The organism is Streptomyces sp. NPDC055189 (assembly GCF_053606765.1).
In genome coordinates this window covers 58,951-82,805 of sequence record NZ_JBSGSG010000031.1, presented here as the reverse complement: position 1 = coordinate 82,805, position 23,855 = coordinate 58,951, and the positions used below count along the sequence as shown (strand labels likewise).

Sequence of the window (23,855 nt, the reverse complement as noted above, 5' to 3'; positions counted from 1 at the left end):
GCGGGGAACTGCGCGGCCAGCCACGACGGACCCGCGGTCGCGTCTGCCTCCCTGCGGAGCAACGGCGGGTGCGGGTCGTGTCTGGTTGCTCGCGCAGTTCCCCGCGCCCCTTCGGGCGCTTTTAGCGCAGGTTCCTCCTTCGTGCGGGGAGGAAGGTGAAGACCGCGCCGCCGAGGAGGATCACGGTGCCCGCGACAAGGCCGAGGGCCCGCAACGCGCCGTTGTCGTCGGCGCCGGTCTCAGCGAGGTCGCCACCACCCGCCCCGCCGGCCGACGCAGGGCCACCCGCAGAGCCGCTGTCACCGGCGTCGGAACCGCCCGCGCCGCCCGGGACCGCCGCCGTGTCGATCTCCAGGGACACCTCGGACTTGGACGGGGTGCAGGTCGTCGTCGTACCGAGGGCCTTGACCGTGAGGACGCCCGGCGAGAGCGTCGACTTGCCGTCGGCGCCCGGCTTGTACGTGCCGGTCAGGTCAGGGATGGTCATCGGGTCGCCGGACTTGATGGGCTCCTTGTTGGTGGGGCCCTCCACCGCCACCGTGCCCTTGTCCGCGCCGCCCAGCTTGACCGCCATCGACGGCTTCACGGAGTCCGCGGGGATGTCGGCGGGGCTGTCCATGACCGACTTCTTGAACTTCACCGTGAGGGCGTAGTTCCCGCCGTCCTTCTTGGCGTTGATCTGGACGGGCGACGTGGCGTCCTTGTCGCCGATGGGCGTCTTGCACTTGTAGGGGGTCTGGACTTCCTTGCCGGTGAGGTCGGTCTTGCCGCCGTCGTCCCCGCCCGTGGAGCCGCCGCCGGTGCTGCCCGCGGTGTCGCCGCCGGTGCTGCCGGTCGTGTTCCCGCCACCGGTGCTGCCGGACGTGCTGCCGGAGGTACTGCCGGACGTGTTGCCCGACGACGTACCGCCCGAACTGCCGCTGCCCTCCGTCACCTTGATGGTCGCGCCCGCCTTGACCTCTTCCTTCGGCGTGCACTTGGTGTCGGTCGACATCGGCTTGCTGACGTTGATGTTGTACGCGCCCGGCGTGAGCGTGACGTCGCCCGCCTTAGTCAGCTTCAGCTTGCCCTTCATGTCGGAGAGGACCATGGGGCTGTTCTTCTTGATGGGCGGATTGACCCGCTCGCCCGCCATCGCCAGGTCACCGGTCTGGCCGCCGCCCAGCTTGATCGTGCCGGTCGGCTTCACCGTGTCCTTGTCCAGGTCCAGGACGTCCGGGTTCTTGGAGGCGGCCTCCGTGGTCTTCCATACGACCTCGACCTCGTCACCCACCTTCGCGGTGGCCGGCGCGGTGATCTCCACCTTCGTGGTGCCCTGCACCGGTGGCAGACCCGAGATCGACGGCGGTATGCACTCCGTCTTGTACGCCGTCTCGGCCGCCTGCGCGGGACTCGCGCCCAGCAGGATCCCCGCCCCGCCAAGCAGCAGCGAGACCGAGGCCGCGCCCGCTCTCCGTCGTGTGCTGATCACGTGTTTCCTTTCGTCGTCGGGCTGTTGTCTGACGGTGCGGAGAGCTGTCCGGCGGAGTCGCTACCAGCGCCGGGGTCGGTGTCAGGGGTGAACCACGGGAGGGTGGCCGTGTTCGGGGCGGTGTCCTTGGTACGTGGCGTACGGGCCGCCGCGTCCGCCGCGACCGCCCCCTGGGGCAGCCGCAACTTCGGTATCCGGTCGGTGAGTTCGGAGATCCTGCCGGTACGGTGACGGCCCGCCGGACGGGAGCCGCGCCCGCCCCGGCGGCGGCCCGGACGGAGCTTGTCCACCACCGCCATGCCGATGCGGAAGACGGCGGCGGGCACGACGACGCAGAGCAGGATCCAGAAGACGGTGACGCCCCAGGGGCGGCCGACGCCCCAGGGCTGCTCGGCGAGGACCTTGCCGCCGAACTTCAGCGATACGAGGTAGTTGCCGTGCGCCCCGGCGGAGAGCTCGACCGGGAGTTTGATCTGGGCCTTCTTGCCGGGGGCGATGGTGCCGCGCCACTGCTGTTCCTCCCACTGCGGGGCGAACACGCCGTGAGAGGTGCCGACTTGGAAGACGGGGTTCTTGACGGGGGCCGAGCCGACGTTGCCCACCGTAAAGACGAACTTGCGGGACGGCGGGGCGCCGAACCAGGTCAGTACGCCGCTGGAGCCTTCGAGCTCCGTGTCGGTGAGGACGGAGAGCTGCCCGCCGCCCAGCTGCTTGGGCAGGGGCTCCACGGGATGGCCCGCGACCTTGAAAGCGGCGTCGGCCTGCGCCTTCTCGCCCGTCACGGTGGCCACGTGGACCACGCAGGGGCAGGGCTTCGGGGGCTCGGCCACCGGGAGCTTCTTGCTGAAGGCGCCCTTGCCGTCCGTGGTGACGGCGCGGCCGGAGTCGTTGGCGCAGGAGTTCGTGCCGCCGGGTACACCCTTGGCCGGGGTGGCCTGGCCGCAGATCAGCATCATCAGCAGGGCGTTCTTCCGCCATCCCTCGCCTTTGACGGTGATGTCGCCGCCCTTGCCGGCCTGGGCCTTGGAGAGGGTGAGTTCTGGCTTTTCCGCGGCGGCTGCCCCGCTCGCCGGGAGCAGCAGGAACGCGAGTGCCGCGAGTGCCGCCAGCGCGGCGACTGCGGCCGTGTACCTCTTGCCGCCTGGGTAGCCGTTCACAGTTGCTCGCCCCTTCCCGTGCCCGTGCCCGCTCCCGCCAACTCCAGCTCCGTACCGCCCTGTTCGGGCTCGTCCCGCGGTGGGTCCCCGGACTCTGAGCGTCTGCGTACGAACCACACCCCCGCCGCCGCCAGGCCGAGCACCCCGGCGCCCGCCCCCGCGACCGCTCCCCACGGCACGAAGCGGGCCGATGCCGTGGCCTTGTCGTGGGCTCCGCCCGCGGCCGTGACCGTGAGGGTGACCTTCACGGAGTCGAGCGCGGGGGCGTCGGTCCACGGTTCCGTCAGGGTGACCCGGCGGCCGGGCAGGAGCTCCACCGGAAGCGTGCGGGGGTCCCGGTCGAGCAGCGGGCCGAAGACGCCCTCCGCGTTGACCTCGATCCGGGGGGTCAGGACCGTGTTGCCGCGGTTGACGACGTCGTACGAGATGCGCCCGCGCTCGGCCTTGACGTGCTCGACCGTCAGCGCGGACAGCGTCGGGCCGCTCACCCGCAGGTGCACGCGCACCCCGGCGTCCCTGCCGCCCTCCCGCGCGACGACCGCTCCGGGGTGGTCGCCCGGCACCGCGCTCCCGGGGATGCTCACGCTGAACGGCACCTCGGCGCGGGTGCGCGGCGGCACCTTCACCTTGCGCTCGGCGAAGGTGATCCAGGAGCCGGTGTCCTTCGGCTTGCCCCGCTCCAGGGAGAACGCCCCGCCGCGCGTGTTGTCCGCGTCCGCGCCGCTCAGCTCCACCGTGCGCGGCTTCGACCCCGGATTGGTGACCGTCACCGTGTCCTCCAGGACGGAGCCCGGCGTGCCCTCCACGTAGAAGTAGGGCCGCCCGTCCTTCGCGGGCCGCGTCCCTCCTCCCGCGGAGGGCGCGACGGACCACGCTCCGGAGTCGTCGGCGTGCACCGGAGTCGCCGCGGCGGCGCCCGTCACCACCAGTAAGGCCACGGTCAGAACACGGGCAACGGACAGCAGCGACGGCATCGGCGGCTCCTGGATCTTCGTACGCGCCGCATACGTGATGTACGCGCCGTACGTGATTACGCGTCGTACGTGAGGTACGCGTCCCTGGTGTACGCGTCGCCTAGCGCGACCGGGCCGCCTGGTTCCTGCGGGTCAGCCAGAGCGCACCCGCCGCGCCCGCGAGCAGCACCGTGCCGCCGAGGGTGCCGAGCGCGATCGCGGAGTCCGCGGGGCCGGTCTGCGGGAGCTCGTCGCCGCCGGAGGGGGCGCTCGCGGAGCCGCCGGAGCCGCCGGTTCCGCTGTCGTCGCTCCCGCCGCCGGAGCCGCCGCCCGTGGTGCCGCCGCCCGAACCCTTCACGTCGAGCGAGAGCGAGGGCTTGGGGCTGTTGGACGGCGTGCACGTCGTCGTCGTGCCGAGCGCCTTGATCGTCAGGACGCCCGCGGTGAAGGTGACCTTGCCGCTCTTCTTCGGCGTGTACGTCCCCGACAGGTCGCTGATCTTGATCGGGGTGTTGGCGGGGATCGCCTTGTCGTTGGGCGCTCCGGAGACCGGCACGGTGCCGCTCTCCGCGCCGCCCAGTTTGATGAGCGCGCTCGGTTTCATCGCGCCCTTGCCCAGCTCCACGGGGCTGGAGGAGACGCCCTTCTGGAAGGACATGGTGAGTTTGTAGCCGCTGCCGCTCTTCACGCTCTTTATGTCGATCGGCGAGACGGCGCCCTTGTTCCCGATGGGCGTCTTGCACTGGTAGTTGACGTCCTGGACCTCGGCCTGCGCGGCGGGGGCGGCCATCAGCACCGCCGAGCCGCCGGCCAAGGCCGTGGCAAGCGCGAGCGCGGCCCTACGTTTTTGGTACGACACCTCGAGTTCCCCTCATGCCGGTCGTGGCGTGCCGCGGTGCGGATTTACTGACGGCACATCAGATTGGGCGCTCAAGGTACGCCCGAGGCCTTGTCGAGGGAAGACAAAGAACGCGCCGGATCTCGTGGATCCGGCGCGCATACGAACCGTGGGTAACCCCATGGGGGGACCGAGCGGGGACTGGGCTGGCACCGCGCCGGCGCGGGCATATGCACCGGCGGCGGCACGGGGCCTACACGGGAGCGCTCAGCTCCGCCCACACCGTCTTGCCGGGGGCTCCGGGCGTACGGACGACCCCCCAGTCCAGGCAGAGCCGCTGGACGATGAACATTCCGTGCCCGCCGGGCCTGCCGACGCGGTGCGGGGTGCGGGGCGCGGGCTGGCCCGCTCCGCGGTCGGACACCTCGATCCGCAGCACCTTGTTGTCCGAGGAGAGCCAGAGCTCGTCGGGGCCCTCGGCGTGCAGGCAGGCGTTGGTCACCAGCTCGGACACGACCAGGAGGACGTCCTCCGCCGCCGCCCGCTGATCTGCGCCCGCCGCGGGCAGCCAGCCCCAGGCTTGCAGCGCCTGGCGTGCGAAGTCCCGGGCGAGCGGCACGATGCCGCTCGCGCCGCTCAGGCTCAGCCTGCGGACCTGGCGCCCCTGACGGTCCGCGGCCGCCGGAGCGACCTGGTCCGCGGGAGCGTCCGCGACAACGGTCTCGGACTCCGGACCGCGATCGCCCGGCGAGCAAGGCCGGGTGGTGCTCATCAGCGCTTCACCTCACCGACAAGAGGACTCTGGACAAGAAACTGGACAAGTAGCGGGGCTCCAAGAGAGATCATCGGCTGCTCGGCCGTTCCTGCTGTTGATTTGGCAACGATTGATTCACATCGGACCGCTGTCGACGGATACGACGCATCCAGGTCTCTCCTGCCCTGCCGAACCGTGAGAACACCCACTTATTCGACGCAACCCGTGTGACGCTGGTAACGCAGTGATCACATAGAGACAACTGGCGCGTAACTCTTGGCACGCTCCGTCAGCAGGCCGCCCGATCAGTCGGCAAGCGCCGCTTCGAGCGTCTCGTGGACAGTGAAGACCGCGTCGGCTCCAGTGATCTCGAAGACTCGGGCCACCACCGGCTGCATCGCGGCCAGATGCACTCCGCCCCCCGCGGCCTCGGCCTTGAGCCGGGCCCCCAGGAGGACATTGAGTCCGGTGGAGTCCATGAATTCCAGACGCGCACAGTCGACCACGAGCCGCGAAAAACCGTCGTCGAGGCAGGCCTCGAGCGGTTCACGCAACAAATCGGCGGTGTGGTGATCCAACTCACCCGCCGGAGTCACGACGACGCTCGGGCTCTCGGCCCGGACTTCGACCAGAAGCCGGCCACCCTGCGCGCTACCGACTGTCCCGCGGTCCATTCCGTCACTCACTTCCGACCGTCGTGGCTGTTGATGACGCCCCTGAACATTACGCCTTCCGTACGGTCTCCGGTACCCGAACAAGCCCCCGAATTCGGACATTTCGCCGCACAACGCACTTGCGACCGGGCTGTAGAACCGGGTAGGGGTAGAAGAGACAGTAATCAACACGGACGGCTTTGGAGGCGCCGCACACCGCAGTGCACGTATTGGCATCGGCAGCCATATGCCGAGAACGATGGAGGACACCATGTCACCCCGGCTCGACGAATCGCGCACTGACCGAGCGACGTCGACACTCTCACCGAACCGTATCGAGACCGAGATCCCGGGTCCCCGCACGGAAGCCACGCCGGACGATTTTCCGGCCCTGACAGCCGTATCGGAGACGGAAGCCCCCGAGGGGCTCGCCGATCTGCCCGAGATCCCGCCGTACGACCAGGTGGGGCCGCTGGATGCGAGGGCTCTGTCCAAGACCCTCTTCGAACGCCTCGAGTCGCTCGAGGAAGGCACGCACGAGTACGCGTACGTGCGCAACACCCTCGTCGAACTCAACCTCGCTCTGGTCAAGTTCGCCGCCTCCCGGTTCCGCTCGCGCAGCGAGCCCATGGAGGACATCATCCAGGTCGGCACCATCGGCCTGATCAAGGCGATCGACCGCTTCGAGCTCAGCCGGGGCGTCGAGTTCCCCACCTTCGCGATGCCGACGATCGTCGGTGAGATCAAGCGCTTCTTCCGCGACACGAGTTGGTCGGTGCGCGTCCCGCGCCGCCTTCAGGAACTCCGTCTGGACCTCGCCAAGGCGGGCGACGAACTCGCCCAGCAGTTCGACCGCGCCCCCACGGTGGGCGAGCTCGCCGAGCGCCTGGGCATCTCCAACGAAGAGGTCGTCGAGGGCATGGCGGCATCCAACGCCTACACGGCCAGCTCGCTGGACGCCCAGCCCGAGGAGGACGACTCCGAGGGCGCGCTCGCGGACCGCATCGGCTACGAGGACCACGGGCTCGAAGGCATCGAGTACGTCGAGTCGTTGAAGCCGCTGATCGCCGAACTGCCGCCGCGCGACCGCAAGATCCTCTCGCTCCGCTTCGTCGCCAACATGACGCAGTCGGAGATAGGCGATGAGCTGGGCATCTCGCAGATGCATGTCTCGCGACTGCTGTCGCGCACTCTCGTGAAGCTGCGCAAGGGATTGACCGTCGACGAGTGAGGGATCTCGCCGCTCGGCGTTGTTCGCGGCCTTTTCCGCGGGCGAACAGACCTCCGCTTCGCGGCGGATCCGGATCATTCCCACCCACCCACCCGTTTGCCCCGCATCAAGGGGTAGGCGGGTGGGGTGCGTTGTGCCCGTTCACTTGTCCGTCTCCAGCGCTGCCGCCACCGCCGCCTCCGCGTGCAGTCGCGTCGTCGGGAAGAGCGGCACCGGGCTGTGCTCCTGCCCGATCAGCAGCTCGATCTCGGTGCACCCGAGGATCACGCCCTCAGCTCCTTCCCGTACGAGATCTTCGATGACCCTCTGGTACCCAGCCCTGGACACCTCACTCACCACCCCCACGCACAACTCCTCGTAGATCACCCGGTGCACCAGCGCGCGCCCCTCCGCGTCCGGAACGAGCACGTCGAGCCCGCGCGCGGCCAGCCTCTCCCGGTAGAAGTCCTGCTCCATGGTGAACGCGGTCCCGAGCAGCCCCACGCGCCGTACGCCGCCGCGCAGCACCGCGTCGGCGGTCGCGTCCGCCAGGTGCAGGAGCGGCACGGAGAGAGCCGCCTGGACCTGTTCTGCGACCTTGTGCATGGTGTTGGTGCAGATCAACACGAGATCCGCCCCGGCCGCCTCCACCCCCTCGGCGGCCCGCGCGAGCACCTCCCCCGCCTGCTCCCACTCCCCCGCCGCCTGGAGCCGCTCGATCCCGGCGAAGTCGACGGAGTACAGCACGCACCGCGCGGAGTGCAGCCCGCCAAGACGCTCGCGCACGAGCTCGTTGAGCAGCCGGTAGTACTCGGCGCTGGACTCCCAGCTCATGCCGCCGATGAGGCCGATGGTCCGCATGGTCAGCGCCCCTTTTCGACGTATGTGTCGATCCGCTCACGGGCTGCGATGACGTCTTTGAGTACCGCTTCCTCTCGACAGCGCCTGAAGTGGTACGAGTCCACTTTCGCACCCACGCGCTCAACGGCGGTCCGCACTTCCTTCGCCGCACTCGTCTCGGTCCTACCGAGACGCTCGGCGAAGTCGGCGAGCTCCTGAGGCGCGGGCGGATCCGGCCGCTGGAATGCCGTCTCCACGTCGCCGAGGATTCTTCGCGCTTCCTCTGTTTCCGCCTTGCGCTCCTGCCGTTCCTCCCGGAGGTGCCGCTCTCGCAGGTACCAAAGGGATCCCACCCCCACCAGCATCGCAACAATGGTGGCCACCACCGTGATCTGTGCGCCGCTCACCGTCGCGCCTCCCCGTGGTACCAGGTCGCCCCCGGCGCACAACTGGCAGCTTCTGTCGCCACTCATCTCCCCAATCAGTGCGTACAGGTCACTCTGAGACGCTTGTTGCGCCTCAGAGTGACGAGAAAGATGAGATTAGCGGAAACTGCGGGGATTCTGCGGCGTTGGAGGATTCCCAGAGCTTCACGGGGGTACGACCAGGCAGTTGACCTGCCAAAACAGGCTTAAGGAAAGTGCGGGGAATCTTTGAGGGAACTGCGGGGACGCACAGTGCACATGTCTGCGCCCCCTCGAGGTCACTCCCCGGCTGGCCGGCCGTACCGCACCCACCGGAAACGAGGAGATGCCGGATCGCCCAGGGCCGCAGTGGTCTTGGACCCGTTGTCCTTGACGCCGCCAGCAAGGGAGAACGCTCCCGTGGAGGTCTGCTTGCCGGCCGTGCCCTCCCAGTATTTGGCGTCCCTGTCCCACTTCACATCTGCAAGGAGCGCCATCAGGCCGTCCAGGTCCAGCTCTCCGCCGCTCTCCGTCTTGCCCTTGCTCCAGGACATGACGCGGTGGGTAACTGCACCGAGAGCCGCGAACACGGCCGGGGAAGCGATCACAGTGGAATGGCGCGCCATGAACGCCGGGGCAAACTCCGCGAGGATCCGGATCAACGCATCCCGGATCTCCATCGTGGCGTTCTCCCGCGTGCACCCCTCGGGGAGGTCGTCGATTGGGCCGCTGGTCTTCTCGAAGCCCGCCTTCCCGAAGAGCGCCGTGACCACGAACGAGCGCATCGTCGACAACGTCATCCATTCGGTGTCGGCCGCCTTGAGCTGCCGCTGACGGACGGAGACCACCTGCTCGAGCGGAACGGTGCCGACACCGGACGGGTTGGGCACCTCCACCTCCTTCAGCAAGCTCAGCGTGATGTTGGTGGCCACGTTGGATGAGTCCGAGGCAAGCGCCACGTTCTTGTTGGGCACGACGCCGAGCAAATTGCGGTCGTGAAAGATCTGACGAGCAGCAACCAGGTCGATGTCGTGGTAGATCTCTACGCCGACCAGCCGGGCGTTGACCTGCGCTGTCGTCAAGCCATACCCGTCCGGGTCTTCGCGCAGCAGGTAGTGCGCCAGATGCTGAGTCTCCGCATCCATGAGCACGCCGGTGAGGTCGAACGGCAGGTACGCGATCGTGTCCACACCGAAAGGGCTCTCCGCGCGCACGGTGTCCAAGCCCTTGCCCGTCCACAGCGCGAAAGGCGGAGTAGCCCAGCGTTCGTCGCGCTCGCCCTGGATCACCTCGGCCAGATAGCGGGCGTACGCCTTGGCGTTGTGCGCCTTCTTCGTCGACTTGATGTTGCGCTGGACCTCGTTACGGGTCTCCGCCTGCTTCCGCTCCTCGGGAGACAGGAAACGTAGCGCCTTGACCTCCTCGGCCTTGCGGGGGTCCGGAACGATGCGCGCGAGCTGGCCCCACGCCATGGTCGTCAGACAACGGGTCGGGCTCAGCTCAAGAACCCGGAGCGGGTCACCACGCCCCCGCTCGATTTCGGTCACATACTCAGTCGTCTGCTCCGTCACCACGCGCCCCCTGCCGTCCTGAGAAATCCTCGGGGCACCTGATGCTCCCGAGGCTGCACATCACATCGAGCATATCGAAGTGCGGGGGCATGTCCGGAGCTGTTGGCACGGGCCCGGCTTGCGAAACTGATGACCGAGGTGGACGAGTCGTACGGTCACGTGACCTTTCCACACCGCCACGCGGGGAATCAGCTATGCGCAGGCCATCGGCTCGGACAGCGCGACATCGGACCCCGGCTCAGCGCATCTGTACACCACTCCGCCACACCTGTGAGACCAGCGGGACGCCCGGCCGGTACGCCAGGTGGACGTGGCTCGGGGCGTCCAGGAAGGCCAGGTCCGCGCGGGCGCCCTCGCGGATCGTTCCGATGTCCGTGCGGCGCAGGGCCGCCGCGCCGCCCGCCGTCGCCGACCAGATGGCCTCGTCCGGGGTCATGCCCATGTCCCGTACGGCGAGGGCGATGCAGAACGGGACCGAGGACGTGAAGGACGAGCCCGGGTTGCAGTCCGTGGAGAGGGCCACCGTGGCGCCCGCGTCCAGGAGGCGGCGGGCGTCGGGCCACTCGGCGCGGGTGGAGAACTCCGCGCCGGGGAGGAGCGTCGCCACCGTGTTGCCGTTCGCGAGTGCGTCCACGTCTGCGTCCGTGAGGTGCGTGCAGTGGTCCGCCGATGCCGCGTCCAGCTCTACGGCGAGCTGTACGCCGGGGCCGTAGGAGAGCTGGTTGGCGTGGATGCGGGGGTGCAGGCCCTTCGCCTTGCCGGCCGTCAGGATCGCGCGGGCCTGGTCGCCGTCGAAGGCGCCCTTCTCGCAGAAGACGTCGACCCAGCGGGCGTGGGGGGCGCAGGCTTCCAGCATGGGGCCCGTGACCAGGTCCACGTACGCTGCCGGGTCCTCGGCGTAGTCCGGGGAGACGATGTGGGCGCCGAGGAACGTGACCTCGTCGGTGTGGCGGGATGCGATGCGGAGGGCGCGGGCCTCGTCCTCCGTGTTGAGGCCGTAGCCCGACTTCGTCTCGAAGGTGGTGGTGCCCTGGCGGAGGGCCTCGGCGAGGTAGTGGGTGAGGTTCGCCTCCAGCTCGGCGTCGGTGGCGGCCCTGGTCGCCGCCACCGTCGTGCGGATGCCTCCTGCGGAGTACGCGCGGCCGGACATGCGGGCGTTGAACTCCTGGGTGCGGTCGCCCGCGAAGACCAGGTGGGAGTGGGAGTCGACGAAGCCGGGGATGGCGGCTCGGCCCTGCGCGTCGTGGGTTTCGTCCGCTGCGGGGGCCTTGGCGGCCGGGCCTACCCAGGCGATCTTCTCGCCGTCCAGGACGACGGCTGCGTTCGTGAGGAGGCCCAGGGGGGTGCCGTCGCCCTGGGAGGGGTCGTTCGTCACGAGGCTGGCGATGTTGGTGATGAGGGTGGTGGGCATGGGGATCTCCGTGGGGGCTGAGGTTTTGGGCGGGCTTGTTTCCCCAACCCCGCCCCTTCCCGAAAACCCGCTGGGCGCAGGGGCCTTGTGCGTACCGCAATCACCGGCTCCGCCGAGTTCGTCCTCAAACGCCGGACGGGCTGAATCGGGTGGGTGGGTGGGGAAGATCCGCCGCGCAGCGGCGGTTCAAGGGTCTGGGGGAAAGCCTCAATCTCGCAGCGCCGCCACCGCCTCCGCCAACGCTCCCGCCACGTCCGGGATGGACGCATGCTCCCCGTCCCGTACGACATGGCGGCCGCCCACCACCGTATGGCGGACGTCCGCCGACGTGGCCGCGAAGACCGCTGTCTCCGCCGCCAGGCGAGGCAGCGGGCCCGCCGTGCGGACGGAGTCAAGCGCGACCGTCGCGAAGTCGGCCAGCGCGCCCGGCTCGATCGTGCCCGCGTCCGCCCAGCCGAGAGCCGCGTGACCGTCGGCGGTAGCCGCCCGCAGCAGCGCCGCCGCCGTCCAGTGGCCCCGCGTGTGCGAGCGCAGGCGTTCGTTCAGTTCCATCGCCCGCGCCTCTTCGAGGATGTCGATGACCGCGTGGCTGTCGCTGCCCAGCGAGAGCGGGCTGCCCGCGCGCTGCAGGCCGACCGCCGGGCCGATGCCGTCAGCGAGGTCCCGCTCCGTCGTGGGGCACATGCACGTACCCGTCGTGGTGCGGCCGAGCAGGGCGATGTCCTCGGCCGTGAGGTGTGTGTTGTGGACACCTGTGGTGCGGGGGCCCAGGACTCCGTGGTCGGCGAGGAGCTGCGTGGGGGTACAGCCGTGCACGGCAGCGCACGCCTCGTTCTCCGCCGTCTGCTCGGAGAGGTGCACGTGGAGGGGGGCCTGGCGGGCCGACGCCCATTCCGCCACCGTGCCCAGCTGACGGGCCGGTACCGCTCGTACGGAGTGGATCGCGGCGCCGATGCGGGCGTGGTCGCGGTCCTTGAGGGCCGAGGCCCGTTCCGCCCACGCCTCCGTCGTGCCGTCGGAGAAGCGCAGCTGGTGGCGGTTCGGGGGCTCGCCACGGGACTCCGACAGCAGGCCTGACGCCACGTACGCCGTGTCCAGGAGCGTGATGCGGATACCCGCGTCCGCCGCCGCCTCGATCAGCGCCTCGCCCATCGCGTTGGGGTCCGCGTAGGCCGTGCCGCCGCGCGCGTGGTGCACGTAGTGGAACTCGCCCACCGTCGTGATGCCCGCAAGGGCCATCTCCGCGTACACCGCGCGGGCAAGCGCGTGGTAGGTCTCCGGCGTCAGGCGGTCCGCCACCGAGTACATGACCTCGCGCCACGTCCAGAACGTGCCCGAGCCCACCTGGACCGTGCCGCGCAGGGCCCGGTGGAAGGCGTGCGAGTGGGCGTTGGCCAGGCCGGGGAGGGTGAGGCCGCGCAGGACCGTCGCGCCGGGCGGGGGCGTCGCGACCTCCCTGCGGACTGCCGTGATCCGGTCGCCCGTGACCTCCACCGCCACGCCCGGCTCGACATTCGTGTCGAGCCAGCCGTGCTCCAGCCAGTACGTGGTCGTCTTCGCCGTATCCGTCGTCACCTGCACGCCAGCCCTTCCAGTACGTCGGCCAGTGCGGTCACCCCTGCGACGCAGTCGTCCTCGGCGGCGAACTCTGCCGGGGAGTGCGAGATGCCCGTGGGGTTCCGTACGAACAGCATGGCGGTGGGGATCGATCCGGACAAAATACCCGCGTCGTGTCCGGCGCCCGTGCCGAGGACGGGGATCGGCCGCTCCCCGCCCAGGAGCCTGCCGAGCTCGTCCCGCAGCGCGTGCTCGAACTCGACGACAGGGGTGAACGACTCGCGTACTACATCCAGGTCGATGCCGTGCCGGTCCGCGTACTCGCGGGCCGCCTTCTCGATGCCCGTCACTACCGTGTCGAGGGTCGACTGGTCCGCGGCTCGGGAGTCCAGCCAGCCGCGCACCAGCGACGGGATCGCGTTGACGCCGTTCGGCTCGACCGCGATCTTGCCGAAGGTCGCCACCGCGCCCGCGAGTTCGGCCTCCCTGCGGGCCGCCAGGACCGTCTCCGCGTACGACAGCATCGGGTCGCGGCGGTCCACCAGGCGGGTGGTGCCCGCGTGGTTGGCCTCGCCCCTGAAGTCGAAGCGCCAGCGGCCGTGCGGCCAGATGGCGGAGGCGATGCCGACGGGGTCACCGGTGAGGTCCAGGGCGCGGCCCTGCTCGACGTGGAGCTCCACGAACGCGCCGATGCGGGCGAGGCGTTCGTGGTCGGGCCCGATCTTCGCCGGGTCGTAGCCCGCCGCTTCCATGGCTTGGGGGAGCGTCACGCCGGACGCGTCCGTCAGCTCGTACGCCTTCTCGCGCGAGAGCTGACCCGCGGTGAGGCGGGATCCCACGCAGGCCAGGCCGAAGCGGGCGCCCTCCTCGTCGCCGAAGTTGGTGATGGCGAGGGGGCGGCTGAACGACACCTTCCTGGCGCGGAGTTCGTCGAGCGCCGCGAAGGAGGTGACGACCCCGAGGGGGCCGTCGAAGGCACCGCCGTCCGGGACCGAGTCCAGGTGCGAGCCGGTGACAACCGCGTCGCCGCGGGACGGGTCGCCGAGCCAGGCCCACTGGTTGCCGTTGCGGTCCACCTCGTAGTCGAGGCCGCGCGCCTCGGCCTGCGCCTGGAACCACAGGCGGCACTCGGCGTCCGCGTCGGTCCAGGCGTAACGGCGGTAGCCGCCGGAGGCGTCGCTGCGGCCGATGGGCCGCAGCGAGCGCCACATGGCGTGGAACGTGTCGCTCACGCCTGGTCACCCTCGCGCATCGGGATACGTACGCCCTTCTCGTCCGCCACCGACTCCGCGATGTCGTAGCCCGCGTCCACGTGCCGGATGACGCCCATGCCGGGGTCGTTGGTCAGGACGCGGCGGATCTTCTCGCCGGCCAGCTTCGTGCCGTCGGCCACCGACACCTGGCCCGCGTGGATGGAGCGGCCCATGCCGACGCCGCCGCCGTGGTGGATGGAGACCCAGGAGGCACCCGAGGCGACGTTCACCATGGCGTTCAGGAGCGGCCAGTCGGCGATCGCGTCGGAGCCGTCGAGCATGGCCTCGGTCTCGCGGTACGGCGATGCGACGGAACCGCAGTCGAGGTGGTCGCGGCCGATGGCGAGGGGGGCGGCGAGGGTGCCGTTGCCGACCATGTCGTTGAACATGTCGCCGGCCTTGTCGCGCTCGCCCTGGCCGAGCCAGCAGATGCGCGCGGGCAGGCCCTGGAAGTGGACCCGCTCCCCCGCCATCTTGATCCAGCGGTGCAGCGACTCGTTCTCCGGGAAGAGGTCGAGGAGCGCCTTGTCCGTCTTGTGGATGTCCGATGCCTCGCCGGAGAGCGCCGCCCAGCGGAACGGGCCCTTGCCCTCGCAGAAGAGCGGGCGGATGTAGGCGGGGACGAAGCCGGGGAACGCGAACGCGCGGTCGTAGCCCGCGAGTTGGGCCTCGCCGCGGATCGAGTTGCCGTAGTCGAAGACCTCGGCGCCCGCGTCCATGAAGCCGACCATGGCCTCGACGTGCTTGGCCATCGACTCGCGCGCGCGGGTGGTGAAGCCCGCCGGGTCCTTGGCGGAGAGGGTCTGCATGTCGTCGAAGTCGACGCCGACGGGGAGGTACGCGAGCGGGTCGTGGGCCGAGGTCTGGTCGGTCACGATGTCGATGGGGGCGCCCTCGGCGAGCATGCGCGGGAGCAGGTCGGCCGCGTTGCCGAGCAGGCCGATGGAGAGGGGCTTGCGCTGGTCGCGGGCCTCCGTCGCCAGCTGGAGCGCGTGCTCCAGGGAGTCCGCCTTCACGTCCAGGTACCGGTGCTCGATGCGGCGCTCGATGGCGCGCGGGTCGACGTCGATACAGATCGCGACGCCGTCGTTCATCGTCACCGCGAGGGGCTGGGCGCCGCCCATGCCGCCGAGACCGGCGGTGAGGGTGATCGTCCCGGCGAGGGTGCCGTTGAACTTCTTGGCGGCGACGGCGGCGAAGGTCTCGTACGTGCCCTGGAGGATGCCCTGCGTGCCGATGTAGATCCAGGAACCGGCGGTCATCTGGCCGTACATCGTGAGGCCGAGGGCCTCAAGGCGCCGGAACTCCTCCCAGTTCGCCCAGTCGCCCACAAGGTTGGAGTTGGCGATCAGGACGCGCGGGGCCCACTCGTGGGTCTGCATGACGCCGACCGGGCGGCCGGACTGGACGAGCATCGTCTCGTCCTGCTTGAGGGTCTTCAGGGTGCGGACCATCGCGTCGAAGGAGCGCCAGTCGCGGGCCGCCTTGCCGGTGCCGCCGTAGACGACGAGCTTGTCGGGGTGCTCGGCGACCTCGGGGTCGAGGTTGTTCTGGAGCATGCGCAGGGCGGCTTCCTGCTGCCATCCCAGGGCGCTCAGTTCACTGCCGCGCGGTGCCCGTACGGGGCGGGGTCCTGACATGGCGATTGCCTCCTCGCGTGAAGCTCTGTTGTGACCTTGTTATTCACATCCTGCGATGTTGAATAGAGCTAGTCAATACGTTGACGGGGCAGCAGGACCACGTGACGAATGATTGGCTGGAACACATGAGCGATCAGGACGCGGAGACCGTACGTCTGTCCGAGCTGGGCCAGGGGGCGGGTGAGGAGGCGGGAAGCAGGCAGTCGGCGGACCCCGCCGCCCGGCGTGACCAGGCCATCCGCGCCGCCGTCGAGCAGGGCCTCGTGGACCCCGCGTCCCCGATCATCGGGCTCCTGGACGTCACCGGGATCCGCGCGACCGCCGCGTCCCTGCGCGCCGCCTTCGAAGCGGTCACACCGTCCGGTACGTCCGTCCTGCACGCCTTCGCGGTGAAGGCCTCGCCCCTGGTCCCGGTCCTGCGGCTGCTCCGCGACGCGGGCATCGGCGCCGAGGTGGCGAGCCCCGGCGAGCTGGCCCTGGCGCGGGCCGCCGGTGTGCCGCCCGGGCACACGGTCCTCGACTCGCCCGCGAAGACCCCGGCCGAGCTGCGCGAGGCCCTCGCGCTGGGCATCGCGGTGAACGCGGACAATCCGCAGGAGCTCGCCCGCATCGACGCGATGACCCGCTCGGCGCCCACCCGCTCCCCCGTCGGCCTGCGCGTGAACCCGCAGATCGGCGGCGGCTCAATCGGCGCCCTCTCCACCGCGACGGCGACCTCCAAGTTCGGCGTCGCGCTGCTCGACGACGGCGCCCGCGAGTGGGTCGTCCAGGCCTACCTGGACCGCCCGTGGCTGACCCGCCTGCACGCCCACTCCGGGTCGCAGGGCATGCCGCTCGAAATGATGGTGCGGGGCGTGGCGGCGACGTACGAACTGGCCGAGGAGATCAACGGCCTCGCGGGCCGGCAGCAGATCGACACCATCGACATCGGCGGCGGTCTGCCCGTCAACTTCGGCTCGGACGAGGAGACCCCGACGCACGCGCAGTACGCGCGCCGCCTGAAGTCGCGCGTGCCGGGACTGCTCGACGGGCGGTACGGCATCGTCACCGAGTTCGGCCGCTCGGTGCTCGCCAAGCACGGCACGATCCTGGCCCGCGTCGAGTACGCCAAGACGGCGGGCACCCGGCCCATCGCGGTGACGCACGCGGGCGTCCAGGTGGCGGCGCGCACGGTGTACGCGCCCGCGTCCTGGCCGCTGCGGATCGCCGCGTTCGACGCGAAGGGCCGCGCCAAGAGCGGGCCGCCCGTCGGCCAGGACATCGCGGGTCCGGCCTGTTTCGCGGGCGACCTGCTCGCCGAGAACCGCCCGCTCCCGCTGCTCGAACAGGGCGACTACGCGGCGGTGTTGGACACGGGTGCCTACTACTTCGCGCACCACTACTCGTACAACAGCCTTGCCAGGCCGGGGATCTACGGCTTCGTGGCGGGGCCGGGCGAAGTGGGGTCGGGGGAAGTGGGGCCGGGCGAAGCGGGATCTGGGGAACAGGTCACCTTCGCCACCGTGCGGGAGCCGCAGACCCTGGAGGAGATCGTGGCCGAGTCGGGGGGCGCGCGGCGGGACGCGCTGCGCGACCTCTGAATCGCTCCGGGGCGCCCCGGAAGTTCTCCCCGGGTTCCTCCGGGGCGCCCCCGAAGTTCCTCTGACGTTCCTCAACTCCCGCATGTCACGGGCGTTCCGGGGCAGCCCTCCCTCAAGGCACACCCTCGGGGGAGATGATCCTGTGACGACATCCAAGGCCACCACCGACGCCCCACCGCCCGCGGAAGAACCCGCACTGAACCGCGCGATCGGGCCCAAGCTCCTGATCCTCTTCGTGATCGGCGACATCCTCGGCACCGGTATCTACGCCACCACCGGCAAGGTCGCGGGAAAGGTCGGCGGCGCGCTGTGGCTGCCGTTCGCGATCGGCTTCGTGGTGGCGCTCCTGACGGCGGCTTCGTACGTGGAGCTGGTCGGCAAGTATCCGAAGGCGGCGGGCGCCGCGCTCTACACACAGAAGGCGTTCAAGGTCCCGTTCTTCACGTTCATCATCGCCTTCATGGTGATGTGCTCGGGCCTGTCGTCGGCGAGCGCCGCGGCCCGCGCGTTCAGCGGCGACTACCTCGGAGAGCTGACGAACGACGCGCTGCCGCCGACGCTGATCGCGATCCTCTTCATCCTCGCGCTCGCGGCACTGAATCTGCGGGGCGTCTCGGAGTCGGTGAAGACGAACGTGGTCCTCACCCTCGTCGAACTGACGGGCCTGGCCATCATCTTGGCGATCGGCGCGTACGCGGTCCTGAGCGGGGACGGCGAACCGTCCCGCCTCACGGATTTCGAGGCGGGCGGCGGCACGGGCTATGCCCTGATGACGGGCGTCCTCGGCGCGACCGCGCTCGGCTTCTTCGCGTTCGTCGGCTTCGAGGACTCGGTGAACATGGCCGAGGAGACGAAGGATCCGACGCGCACGTTCCCGCGGGCGATCTTCATCGGTGTCGCGGTGACGGGGACGATCTACGTCCTGGTGGCGCTGGTGTCGTCGCTGCTCGTCGACTACAAGGTGCTCGAAGGATCGAGCGGCCCGCTCCTTGAGGTCGTGAAGGCGGGCGGCATCGACTTCCCGCACAAACTCTTCGCCCTGATCGCCCTGTTCGCGGTCACCAACTCGGCCCTCATCAACATCATGATGGCCTCGCGGCTCTGTTACGGCATGGCCAACGAGCGCATCCTGCCGCGCGCGATGGGCCGGGTCCTGTCCCGTCGCAAGACGCCGTGGGTGGGCATCGTCTTCGTCTCGCTGCTCGCGATCGGCCTGGTGTCGACGGGTGAGATCGAGGGGCTCGGCGACACCACGGCGTTCCTGCTCCTGTGCGTGTTCGCGGTGGTCAACGTGGCGGTCCTGGTGCTGCGTCGCGACCGCGTGGAGCACAAGCACTTCCGGGCGCCCACGGTCCTTCCGGTGCTCGGCGCCCTCACCGCCCTCGTTCTCGCGAGCCCCCTCGCGGACCGACCGGCGGAGGTCTACATCCGGGCCGGGGTGCTGATCGCCATCGGCATCGGCCTCTGGGTCGTGAACAAGGCGGTGCTCAAGGCTCGCGGGGAGGAGTGACCCACCCCGGCGGGCAGGAGTGACGCGGGGAGCCACCCGGCGGGATGACGCGGCAGGAGTGACACGGGGAGCCACCCGGCAAGACGACGCGGCAGGAGTGACGCGAGGGCGAATCGGTCGCTAGGCCACTACATTCGGTCAGGCTCGGGCCCCGCCCGCCCCCTCCTCGCACCGATCCCGTCGAGGTCGGGCATGTTCCCCTGGAAAGTGCCTATTTCCCTGGAAACTCCACGACTTCCGCCTACCTTCCTCACACCGGGCAGCGCACAGCTCCCGGTCGGGTGGTAGGGGCCACCCGGTTCAACCCTGGGGAAGGGGAGCCGCGTGCCCGGAATCGACGAGTGTCTGCTCGAAGCCATGACACTGCCCGGTGCGCGCGGAGCAGCGATCGTCGACTGGACCAGTGGGCTCGCCCTCGGTTCGGTCGGCGATCCCCCGGGCGGCGACCACGAGGCGACCGCGGCGGAGACCGCGGAGGTGGCGCGGTCGGCGGCCGAGTACCAGGCGTTCGCGCCCAAGGACGACGTGCTGGACCCGGTGCTTGCCACAGGCCGCAAGGAACTCCCCGTCGAGGACCTCATGGTCACCACGCGGACCGGATTCCATCTGATCCGCTTCGTCGAGACGACGTTCGACAGCAGCGTCTTCCTCTACCTCTGGCTCGACCGGCACACCGGCAATCTCGCGATGGCGCGCTTGCGGCTGCGGGACCTCTCCGAACGTCTGGTCCTGGTGTGAACACCATGCTCATCACCGCATCCGTCACCTCGCCCATGCTGATGCGCCTGGCCGCCGAGCAGGCGACCGGCGCCCTCCTGCGCGACCAGGGCACCCTGTATCTCGTCGACGGCCGCATCGTGCACGCGGAGAGCCCCGCGGCGCCGGGCATAGAGGTCCTGCTCACGGCCGGCGGCGCGCTGCCGCAGCAGGGCTGGCAGGAAGCCCTCTCCCTCGCGGGCACCCGCAACGAGGTGGGGCGGCAGCTGGTCGACAGCGGCCGAATAACCGCGGGCGAGCTGGAGATGTGCCACATCGGAGCGCTGTTCGACGCCGCGTTCTTCGTCCTGGGCCCGGCGAGCGGGCCCACCAGATTCCGTTACGGGGTCGCACACTGGCTCGGCCGGGTGCGCCCGGTGGCGGCCGAGACCGTGGAGCGCGAGACCCGGCGGCGGCGGGCGCTCCTGGACAGTGTCTGGCCCTGCCCGGAGCTTGACACCTCACCCGTCGTGCCGCGTCCGCCCGCGCCGGGTCAGAAGCTCACCGGCCGCCAGAGCGCACTCCTTCGGCTCGCGGACGGCGTCCGCACGCCGACGGCCATCGCCTGGGCCCTCGGCCGCCCCACGTTCCACACCCTGATCGAGGTCAGGCGGCTCGCCGCGGCCGGACTCGTGGAACCCCCGCGGACGGAGGATCCGGCCCCGCCGATGCTCCCCGTCGCGTTCCCCGACGACCACTCCGAGCCGGACATCGCGCTGCTGCGCCGGGTCCGTGACGCGCTGGAGGCGAGCCTGTGAATCTCCGTACGCGTCAGCGGACTCGGTCCCGATGCCCATGAAGTTCTTCGCGCCCTGGAGGCGCGCCGGGAGGAGAGAGCTGATGGCTGCCGAAGCCGACGTACTCGTGGAACTGAAACGGCTGCGGACCAGGATTCCTCAACTCAGGGGCGCCTTGACGGCCAGCGTCGACGGACTGCTGCTCGCGCAGGACGCGACGGACGTCGAGGCGGAGGGCATCTGCGCCCTCACCGCGGCGGCGCTCGGAGTCGCCCTGCGGCTGTCCGACGCCACGCATCAGGGTGGCTTCCGCGAACTGCTCATCCGCGGCGAGGACGGCTACCTGGCCACCTACACGGCCGGCTCCTCCGCCGTGCTCACCCTGCTCGCCGAGCCCCGCGTCAACGTGGGCCGGCTCCATCTGGAGGGCCGCCGTTCCAGCGTGCTCATCGGGGAGCTGGTCGACGCCGCCGTCGAACGAGCGGAGGAAACCTGACCCATGTCCCCCACCACCCCCTCATCGTCCTCGTCACCGCGGACACCCAGCAGACGGAAAGGAAGTGCGAAATTCATGGCCAACACAGAGACATCGCTCAAGGAAGTCACCACCTCGATCGAAGGAGTCATCGGCGCCGCCCTGGTCGACTACACGAGCGGCATGGCCCTGGGCACCATCGGCGGCGGAAAGGAGCTGGATCTGTCCGTAGCCGCGGCCGGCAATACCGACGTGGTGCGCGCCAAGCTGCGCACGATGGAGATGCTCAGCCTCAAGGACGAGATCGAGGACATCCTGATCTCGCTCAGCACGCAGTATCACCTGATCCGGCTGATCAAGGGGCGCAACAACAACGGGCTTTTCCTCTACGTGGCCCTCGACAAGGACCGGGCCAATCTGGCCATGGCCCGGCACCAGCTCAAACGCATTGAGGCCAACCTCGACGTCTGAGCCGGAGCGAAAACCACGGCGGGCCGGACCTTCGGGTCCGGCCCGTCGTGCGCGACCTCACTCCAGGAGGCCCCCACGCCTACTCCACGAACAACCCCCGCGCCGCCGCCCCCGCGTCGAACTCCTCCAACCGCGCCTGCGCGTCGGGCAGTCCGTCGCACATGGCCTCCAGGAGCACCCGCCCGAGCAGCATCGGCGCGCACGCGGTGTCGAAGGCGAGCCCGGTGCCGACCGCCGCCGGGAGGAGCAGGTCGGAGTGTGCCGCCACGGGGGCGAACGCCGAGTCGGCCACCGTGACCACGGAGAGCCCGGCGGCCTGCGCGTAGGCGAGCGCGTCCACCACCTCGCGCGGATGCCGGGGCAGCGCGAAGCAGAGCAGCGCCGATGCCCCCGCCCGCACCGCCGCGTCGATCCGGTCGGCCAGCATCGTGCCGCCCTCGTCGAGGAGCCGTACGTCGGGGTGGACCTTGGCCGCGAAGTACGAGAACCCGTAGGCCTGGGACGCGGCGGCCCGCAGCCCGAGGACGGGGAGCGGACGGGAGGAGGCGAGGAGGCGCCCCGCGCGTTCCACCGGCGCCGGGTCGGCGAGGACCTCCGCCAGGTGCCGGAGGTTGGCGATCTCCGCCTCGACCGCCTGCTGGTACTCGTTCAGGGAGGACTCGCCGGCCGCCTCCGCCGGTGCGAGCTCCCGCAGGTGCTTGCGCAGCGCCGGATACCCGTCGAAGCCGAGCGCCACGGCGAACCGCGTCACCGAGGGCTGGCTCACCCCGGCGAGTTCCGCCAGTTCGACGCTGGAGAGGAAGGGGACGTCCCCGGCCCGCCGCACCATGCAGTGCGCGATGCGCCGCTGCGTGGGCGTGAGCCGGTGCCCCTCGAAGAGCACTTGCAGCCGCGCCGCAGGACTGTCACTCATGCCGTTCCCCTCACAACACCCATGCCCTCGTGGGCCGTTCCGTTCCCGGACCCGAGGTCGAGACAGAGTTCCGTGAACCGGTCGAGCAGCCCGGCCGCCACCGTCACATCATCCGTCAACGGCCGGTCGGCCAGCTCCGGGTCGAGCACCGAGTCCGCCAGGTCGAAGGCCCGCCCGACGGGCAGGTCCGGGTCGAGGCGCATGTCGCGCTGCCGCAATGCCCTTATCGCGGCGACCAGTTCACAGCCGACCACCAGGCGGTACGCGTCACACGCACGGAGTGTCTGGCGTGCCGCGAGCGAGGCGAAGCTGGCCTGCTCCTCGACGCCGCGCGAGAGCACCGCGTGGCCGAGCGAGGCCGGCGCGGAGAAGGCCCGCAGATCACCGAGCGCCGCCCCGGCCGCGTACTCCAGGATCATCACGCCCGACGACGCCGCCTCGCCGTCCGCGAGGAAGGGGCGCAGGCGCGTGAAGCCGGGTTCGTTCAGGGTCGAGAGGCGGGACGTCGACAGGCGCGCCGCCTGCGTCACCGCGAGCCTGAAGTGGTCGAGCGACAGGGCGAGTTGGGCGAGGTAGAAGCCGCCGTGGTGGTAGGCCGCCATGTCGTCCGCCGAGATCAGCGGGTTCTCGGCGGCGGCGTTGATCTCGACCGTCAGGACGTCCTCAAGGGAGTCCGCGGCGTCGTGCGCGGGCCCGTGGATCTGCGGCACGCAGCGCAGGCCGTACGGGTCCTGGATGCGGCCGAGCGGGGGCGTGGGGCGGTCGGGGGCGCCGAGGATCTGCCGCATGCGCTCGGCGACCGCGTACGAACCCGCGTGGCGCCGCGCCTCGTGCACGGGCAGCGCGTACGCCTCGTACGAACCGTCGACCGCCATCAGGGTCAGCGCCGCCACCAGCTGCGTGGCCGCGACGAGGCCGCGCAGCTCGTGCAGGGCGAGCGCGGACTGGCCGAGAGTGAGGGCGTTACTGCTGATCAGGGCGAGGGCGTCGTTGTTGTCGAGCGGCTGCGGCTCGGGGGCGAGACCGGCGCCCTGCCAGGGGTGCTCGCCCGCGAGCGCGAGGCCCATCTGGGAGAGCGCGGCGATGTCGCCGGTGCCGACCGAGCCGAATTCGTTGACCTTCGGGTACGCGCCGGTCGTCAGGGCGTCGCAGAGTGCCGTGACGACGGTGGGGCGCAGGCCCGCGCCGCCCGCGAGGAGCTGGTTGGCGCGCACGGCGAGCATCGCGCGCACCTGCCTGGCCGGGAGCTCGTCGCCGATCGCTCCCGCGTGGCTGCGCAGCAGGCGCAGGCCGTGGTCGGCGGCCGCCTCGGTCGGTACGGACTCGTTCCGGTTGGCGCCGACGCCGGTGGAGCGGCCGTAGACGCGGCCCCAGGAGGCGATCTCACGGGCGGCGTTCCACGAGCTCTCCACGCGCTTCATGCCGTCCGTCCCGGGAACGGGCCTAGCGGTGGATTCGGCCATACGTACGACATCTGCGACCATCAGTCCGCGTCCGTCCAGGACGACGACCGAGCCACTGTCTCCGGTCGCCCTGTCCGCGATATGAGACGACATCACTCGAATTTCCTCCTCAAACGGACGCTTCGTCTTGCCCTGCGGCTACTTGTAACCCGCGATTTACGCCTGGGCGCCGACTAACTATTGACAATCTATTCAGTCACCAAGAACTCTGCATGACGATATACAGCCGGGCAAGGGA

At 70.2% G+C, this 23,855-nt stretch carries 22 protein-coding genes; 7 read left to right on the top strand and 15 right to left on the bottom strand.

The window, feature by feature from the left end:
* Positions 1–121 precede the first annotated feature (121 nt).
* The 6 genes from ACWFR3_RS22735 to ACWFR3_RS22710 form a co-directional block, all read right to left on the bottom strand.
* Positions 122–1,468 (bottom strand): hypothetical protein, encoded by a 1,347-nt coding sequence (locus ACWFR3_RS22735; RefSeq protein ID WP_453736434.1) that lies wholly within the window; start codon positions 1,466–1,468, stop codon positions 122–124.
* On the bottom strand, positions 1,468–2,628 hold the full coding sequence (locus ACWFR3_RS22730) for a hypothetical protein (protein WP_453736423.1): 1,161 nt from the start codon (positions 2,626–2,628) through the stop codon (positions 1,468–1,470). The genes ACWFR3_RS22735 and ACWFR3_RS22730 overlap by 1 nt, the downstream gene beginning before the upstream one ends.
* A complete protein-coding gene (locus ACWFR3_RS22725) occupies positions 2,625–3,602 on the bottom strand; it encodes a COG1470 family protein (RefSeq protein ID WP_453736422.1) in 978 nt (325 codons plus the stop codon). The genes ACWFR3_RS22730 and ACWFR3_RS22725 overlap by 4 nt, the downstream gene beginning before the upstream one ends.
* A gap of 100 nt (positions 3,603–3,702) precedes the next feature.
* Positions 3,703–4,440 carry an LPXTG cell wall anchor domain-containing protein gene (locus ACWFR3_RS22720; RefSeq protein WP_453736421.1) on the bottom strand — a complete coding sequence of 246 codons (738 nt, stop codon included), beginning with the start codon at positions 4,438–4,440 and terminating at the stop codon, positions 3,703–3,705.
* Positions 4,441–4,672: 232 nt separating this feature from the next.
* On the bottom strand, positions 4,673–5,191 hold the full coding sequence (locus ACWFR3_RS22715; RefSeq protein WP_453736420.1) for an ATP-binding protein: 519 nt from the start codon (positions 5,189–5,191) through the stop codon (positions 4,673–4,675).
* A 287-nt stretch (positions 5,192–5,478) separates the two neighbouring features.
* On the bottom strand, positions 5,479–5,847 hold the full coding sequence (locus ACWFR3_RS22710) for an STAS domain-containing protein (RefSeq protein ID WP_453736419.1): 369 nt from the start codon (positions 5,845–5,847) through the stop codon (positions 5,479–5,481).
* Between the two features lie 238 nt (positions 5,848–6,085).
* On the opposite strand from ACWFR3_RS22710, the gene ACWFR3_RS22705 reads away from it, so the two are divergent.
* Entirely contained in the window at positions 6,086–7,057 is a 972-nt protein-coding gene (locus ACWFR3_RS22705; RefSeq protein WP_453736418.1) for an RNA polymerase sigma factor SigF, read from the top strand.
* Positions 7,058–7,198: 141 nt separating this feature from the next.
* Here ACWFR3_RS22705 and ACWFR3_RS22700 read toward each other — a convergent pair whose 3' ends face one another.
* The 7 genes from ACWFR3_RS22700 to hutU form a co-directional block, all read right to left on the bottom strand.
* Entirely contained in the window at positions 7,199–7,897 is a 699-nt protein-coding gene (locus tag ACWFR3_RS22700) for an aspartate/glutamate racemase family protein (RefSeq protein WP_453736417.1), read from the bottom strand.
* A gap of 2 nt (positions 7,898–7,899) precedes the next feature.
* Positions 7,900–8,283: a hypothetical protein gene (locus ACWFR3_RS22695; RefSeq protein WP_453736416.1), complete on the bottom strand. Its 384-nt coding sequence runs from the start codon at positions 8,281–8,283 to the stop codon at positions 7,900–7,902.
* Between the two features lie 296 nt (positions 8,284–8,579).
* On the bottom strand, positions 8,580–9,827 hold the full coding sequence (locus ACWFR3_RS22690; protein ID WP_453736415.1) for a DNA sulfur modification protein DndB: 1,248 nt from the start codon (positions 9,825–9,827) through the stop codon (positions 8,580–8,582).
* Between the two features lie 262 nt (positions 9,828–10,089).
* Positions 10,090–11,262 (bottom strand): imidazolonepropionase, encoded by a 1,173-nt coding sequence (gene hutI / locus ACWFR3_RS22685; RefSeq protein WP_453736414.1) that lies wholly within the window; start codon positions 11,260–11,262, stop codon positions 10,090–10,092.
* 207 nt (positions 11,263–11,469) lie between these two features.
* Positions 11,470–12,837: a formimidoylglutamate deiminase gene (locus ACWFR3_RS22680; protein WP_453736413.1), complete on the bottom strand. Its 1,368-nt coding sequence runs from the start codon at positions 12,835–12,837 to the stop codon at positions 11,470–11,472.
* Complete coding sequence (locus tag ACWFR3_RS22675) at positions 12,834–14,030, bottom strand: allantoate amidohydrolase (protein WP_453736433.1); 1,197 nt, start codon at positions 14,028–14,030, stop codon at positions 12,834–12,836. Before ACWFR3_RS22675 ends, ACWFR3_RS22680 begins: the two co-directional genes overlap by 4 nt.
* A gap of 17 nt (positions 14,031–14,047) precedes the next feature.
* The gene (hutU, locus tag ACWFR3_RS22670) at positions 14,048–15,712 is read right to left on the bottom strand and encodes a urocanate hydratase (RefSeq protein WP_453736412.1); all 1,665 of its coding nucleotides are present in this window, start codon (positions 15,710–15,712) and stop codon (positions 14,048–14,050) included.
* A 125-nt stretch (positions 15,713–15,837) separates the two neighbouring features.
* On the opposite strand from hutU, the gene ACWFR3_RS22665 reads away from it, so the two are divergent.
* The 6 genes from ACWFR3_RS22665 to ACWFR3_RS22640 all read left to right on the top strand — a co-directional run bounded on the left by ACWFR3_RS22665 (position 15,838) and on the right by ACWFR3_RS22640 (position 21,241).
* A complete protein-coding gene (locus ACWFR3_RS22665; protein ID WP_453736411.1) occupies positions 15,838–17,292 on the top strand; it encodes a diaminopimelate decarboxylase in 1,455 nt (484 codons plus the stop codon).
* Positions 17,293–17,434: 142 nt separating this feature from the next.
* Positions 17,435–18,802 carry an APC family permease gene (locus ACWFR3_RS22660; RefSeq protein ID WP_453736410.1) on the top strand — a complete coding sequence of 456 codons (1,368 nt, stop codon included), beginning with the start codon at positions 17,435–17,437 and terminating at the stop codon, positions 18,800–18,802.
* A 324-nt stretch (positions 18,803–19,126) separates the two neighbouring features.
* Complete coding sequence (locus tag ACWFR3_RS22655; protein WP_453736409.1) at positions 19,127–19,540, top strand: hypothetical protein; 414 nt, start codon at positions 19,127–19,129, stop codon at positions 19,538–19,540.
* A 5-nt stretch (positions 19,541–19,545) separates the two neighbouring features.
* A complete protein-coding gene (locus ACWFR3_RS22650) occupies positions 19,546–20,316 on the top strand; it encodes a transcriptional regulator (protein WP_453736432.1) in 771 nt (256 codons plus the stop codon).
* Positions 20,317–20,398: 82 nt separating this feature from the next.
* On the top strand, positions 20,399–20,791 hold the full coding sequence (locus ACWFR3_RS22645; RefSeq protein WP_453736408.1) for a roadblock/LC7 domain-containing protein: 393 nt from the start codon (positions 20,399–20,401) through the stop codon (positions 20,789–20,791).
* 75 nt (positions 20,792–20,866) lie between these two features.
* Positions 20,867–21,241, top strand: coding sequence for a hypothetical protein (locus ACWFR3_RS22640; RefSeq protein ID WP_453736407.1), 375 nt, complete (start codon positions 20,867–20,869; stop codon positions 21,239–21,241).
* A gap of 79 nt (positions 21,242–21,320) precedes the next feature.
* Here ACWFR3_RS22640 and ACWFR3_RS22635 read toward each other — a convergent pair whose 3' ends face one another.
* Positions 21,321–22,154, bottom strand: coding sequence for a MurR/RpiR family transcriptional regulator (locus ACWFR3_RS22635; protein WP_453736406.1), 834 nt, complete (start codon positions 22,152–22,154; stop codon positions 21,321–21,323).
* Entirely contained in the window at positions 22,151–23,710 is a 1,560-nt protein-coding gene (locus tag ACWFR3_RS22630; protein ID WP_453736405.1) for an aromatic amino acid ammonia-lyase, read from the bottom strand. The genes ACWFR3_RS22635 and ACWFR3_RS22630 overlap by 4 nt, the downstream gene beginning before the upstream one ends.
* Between the last annotated feature and the right edge of the window lie 145 nt (positions 23,711–23,855).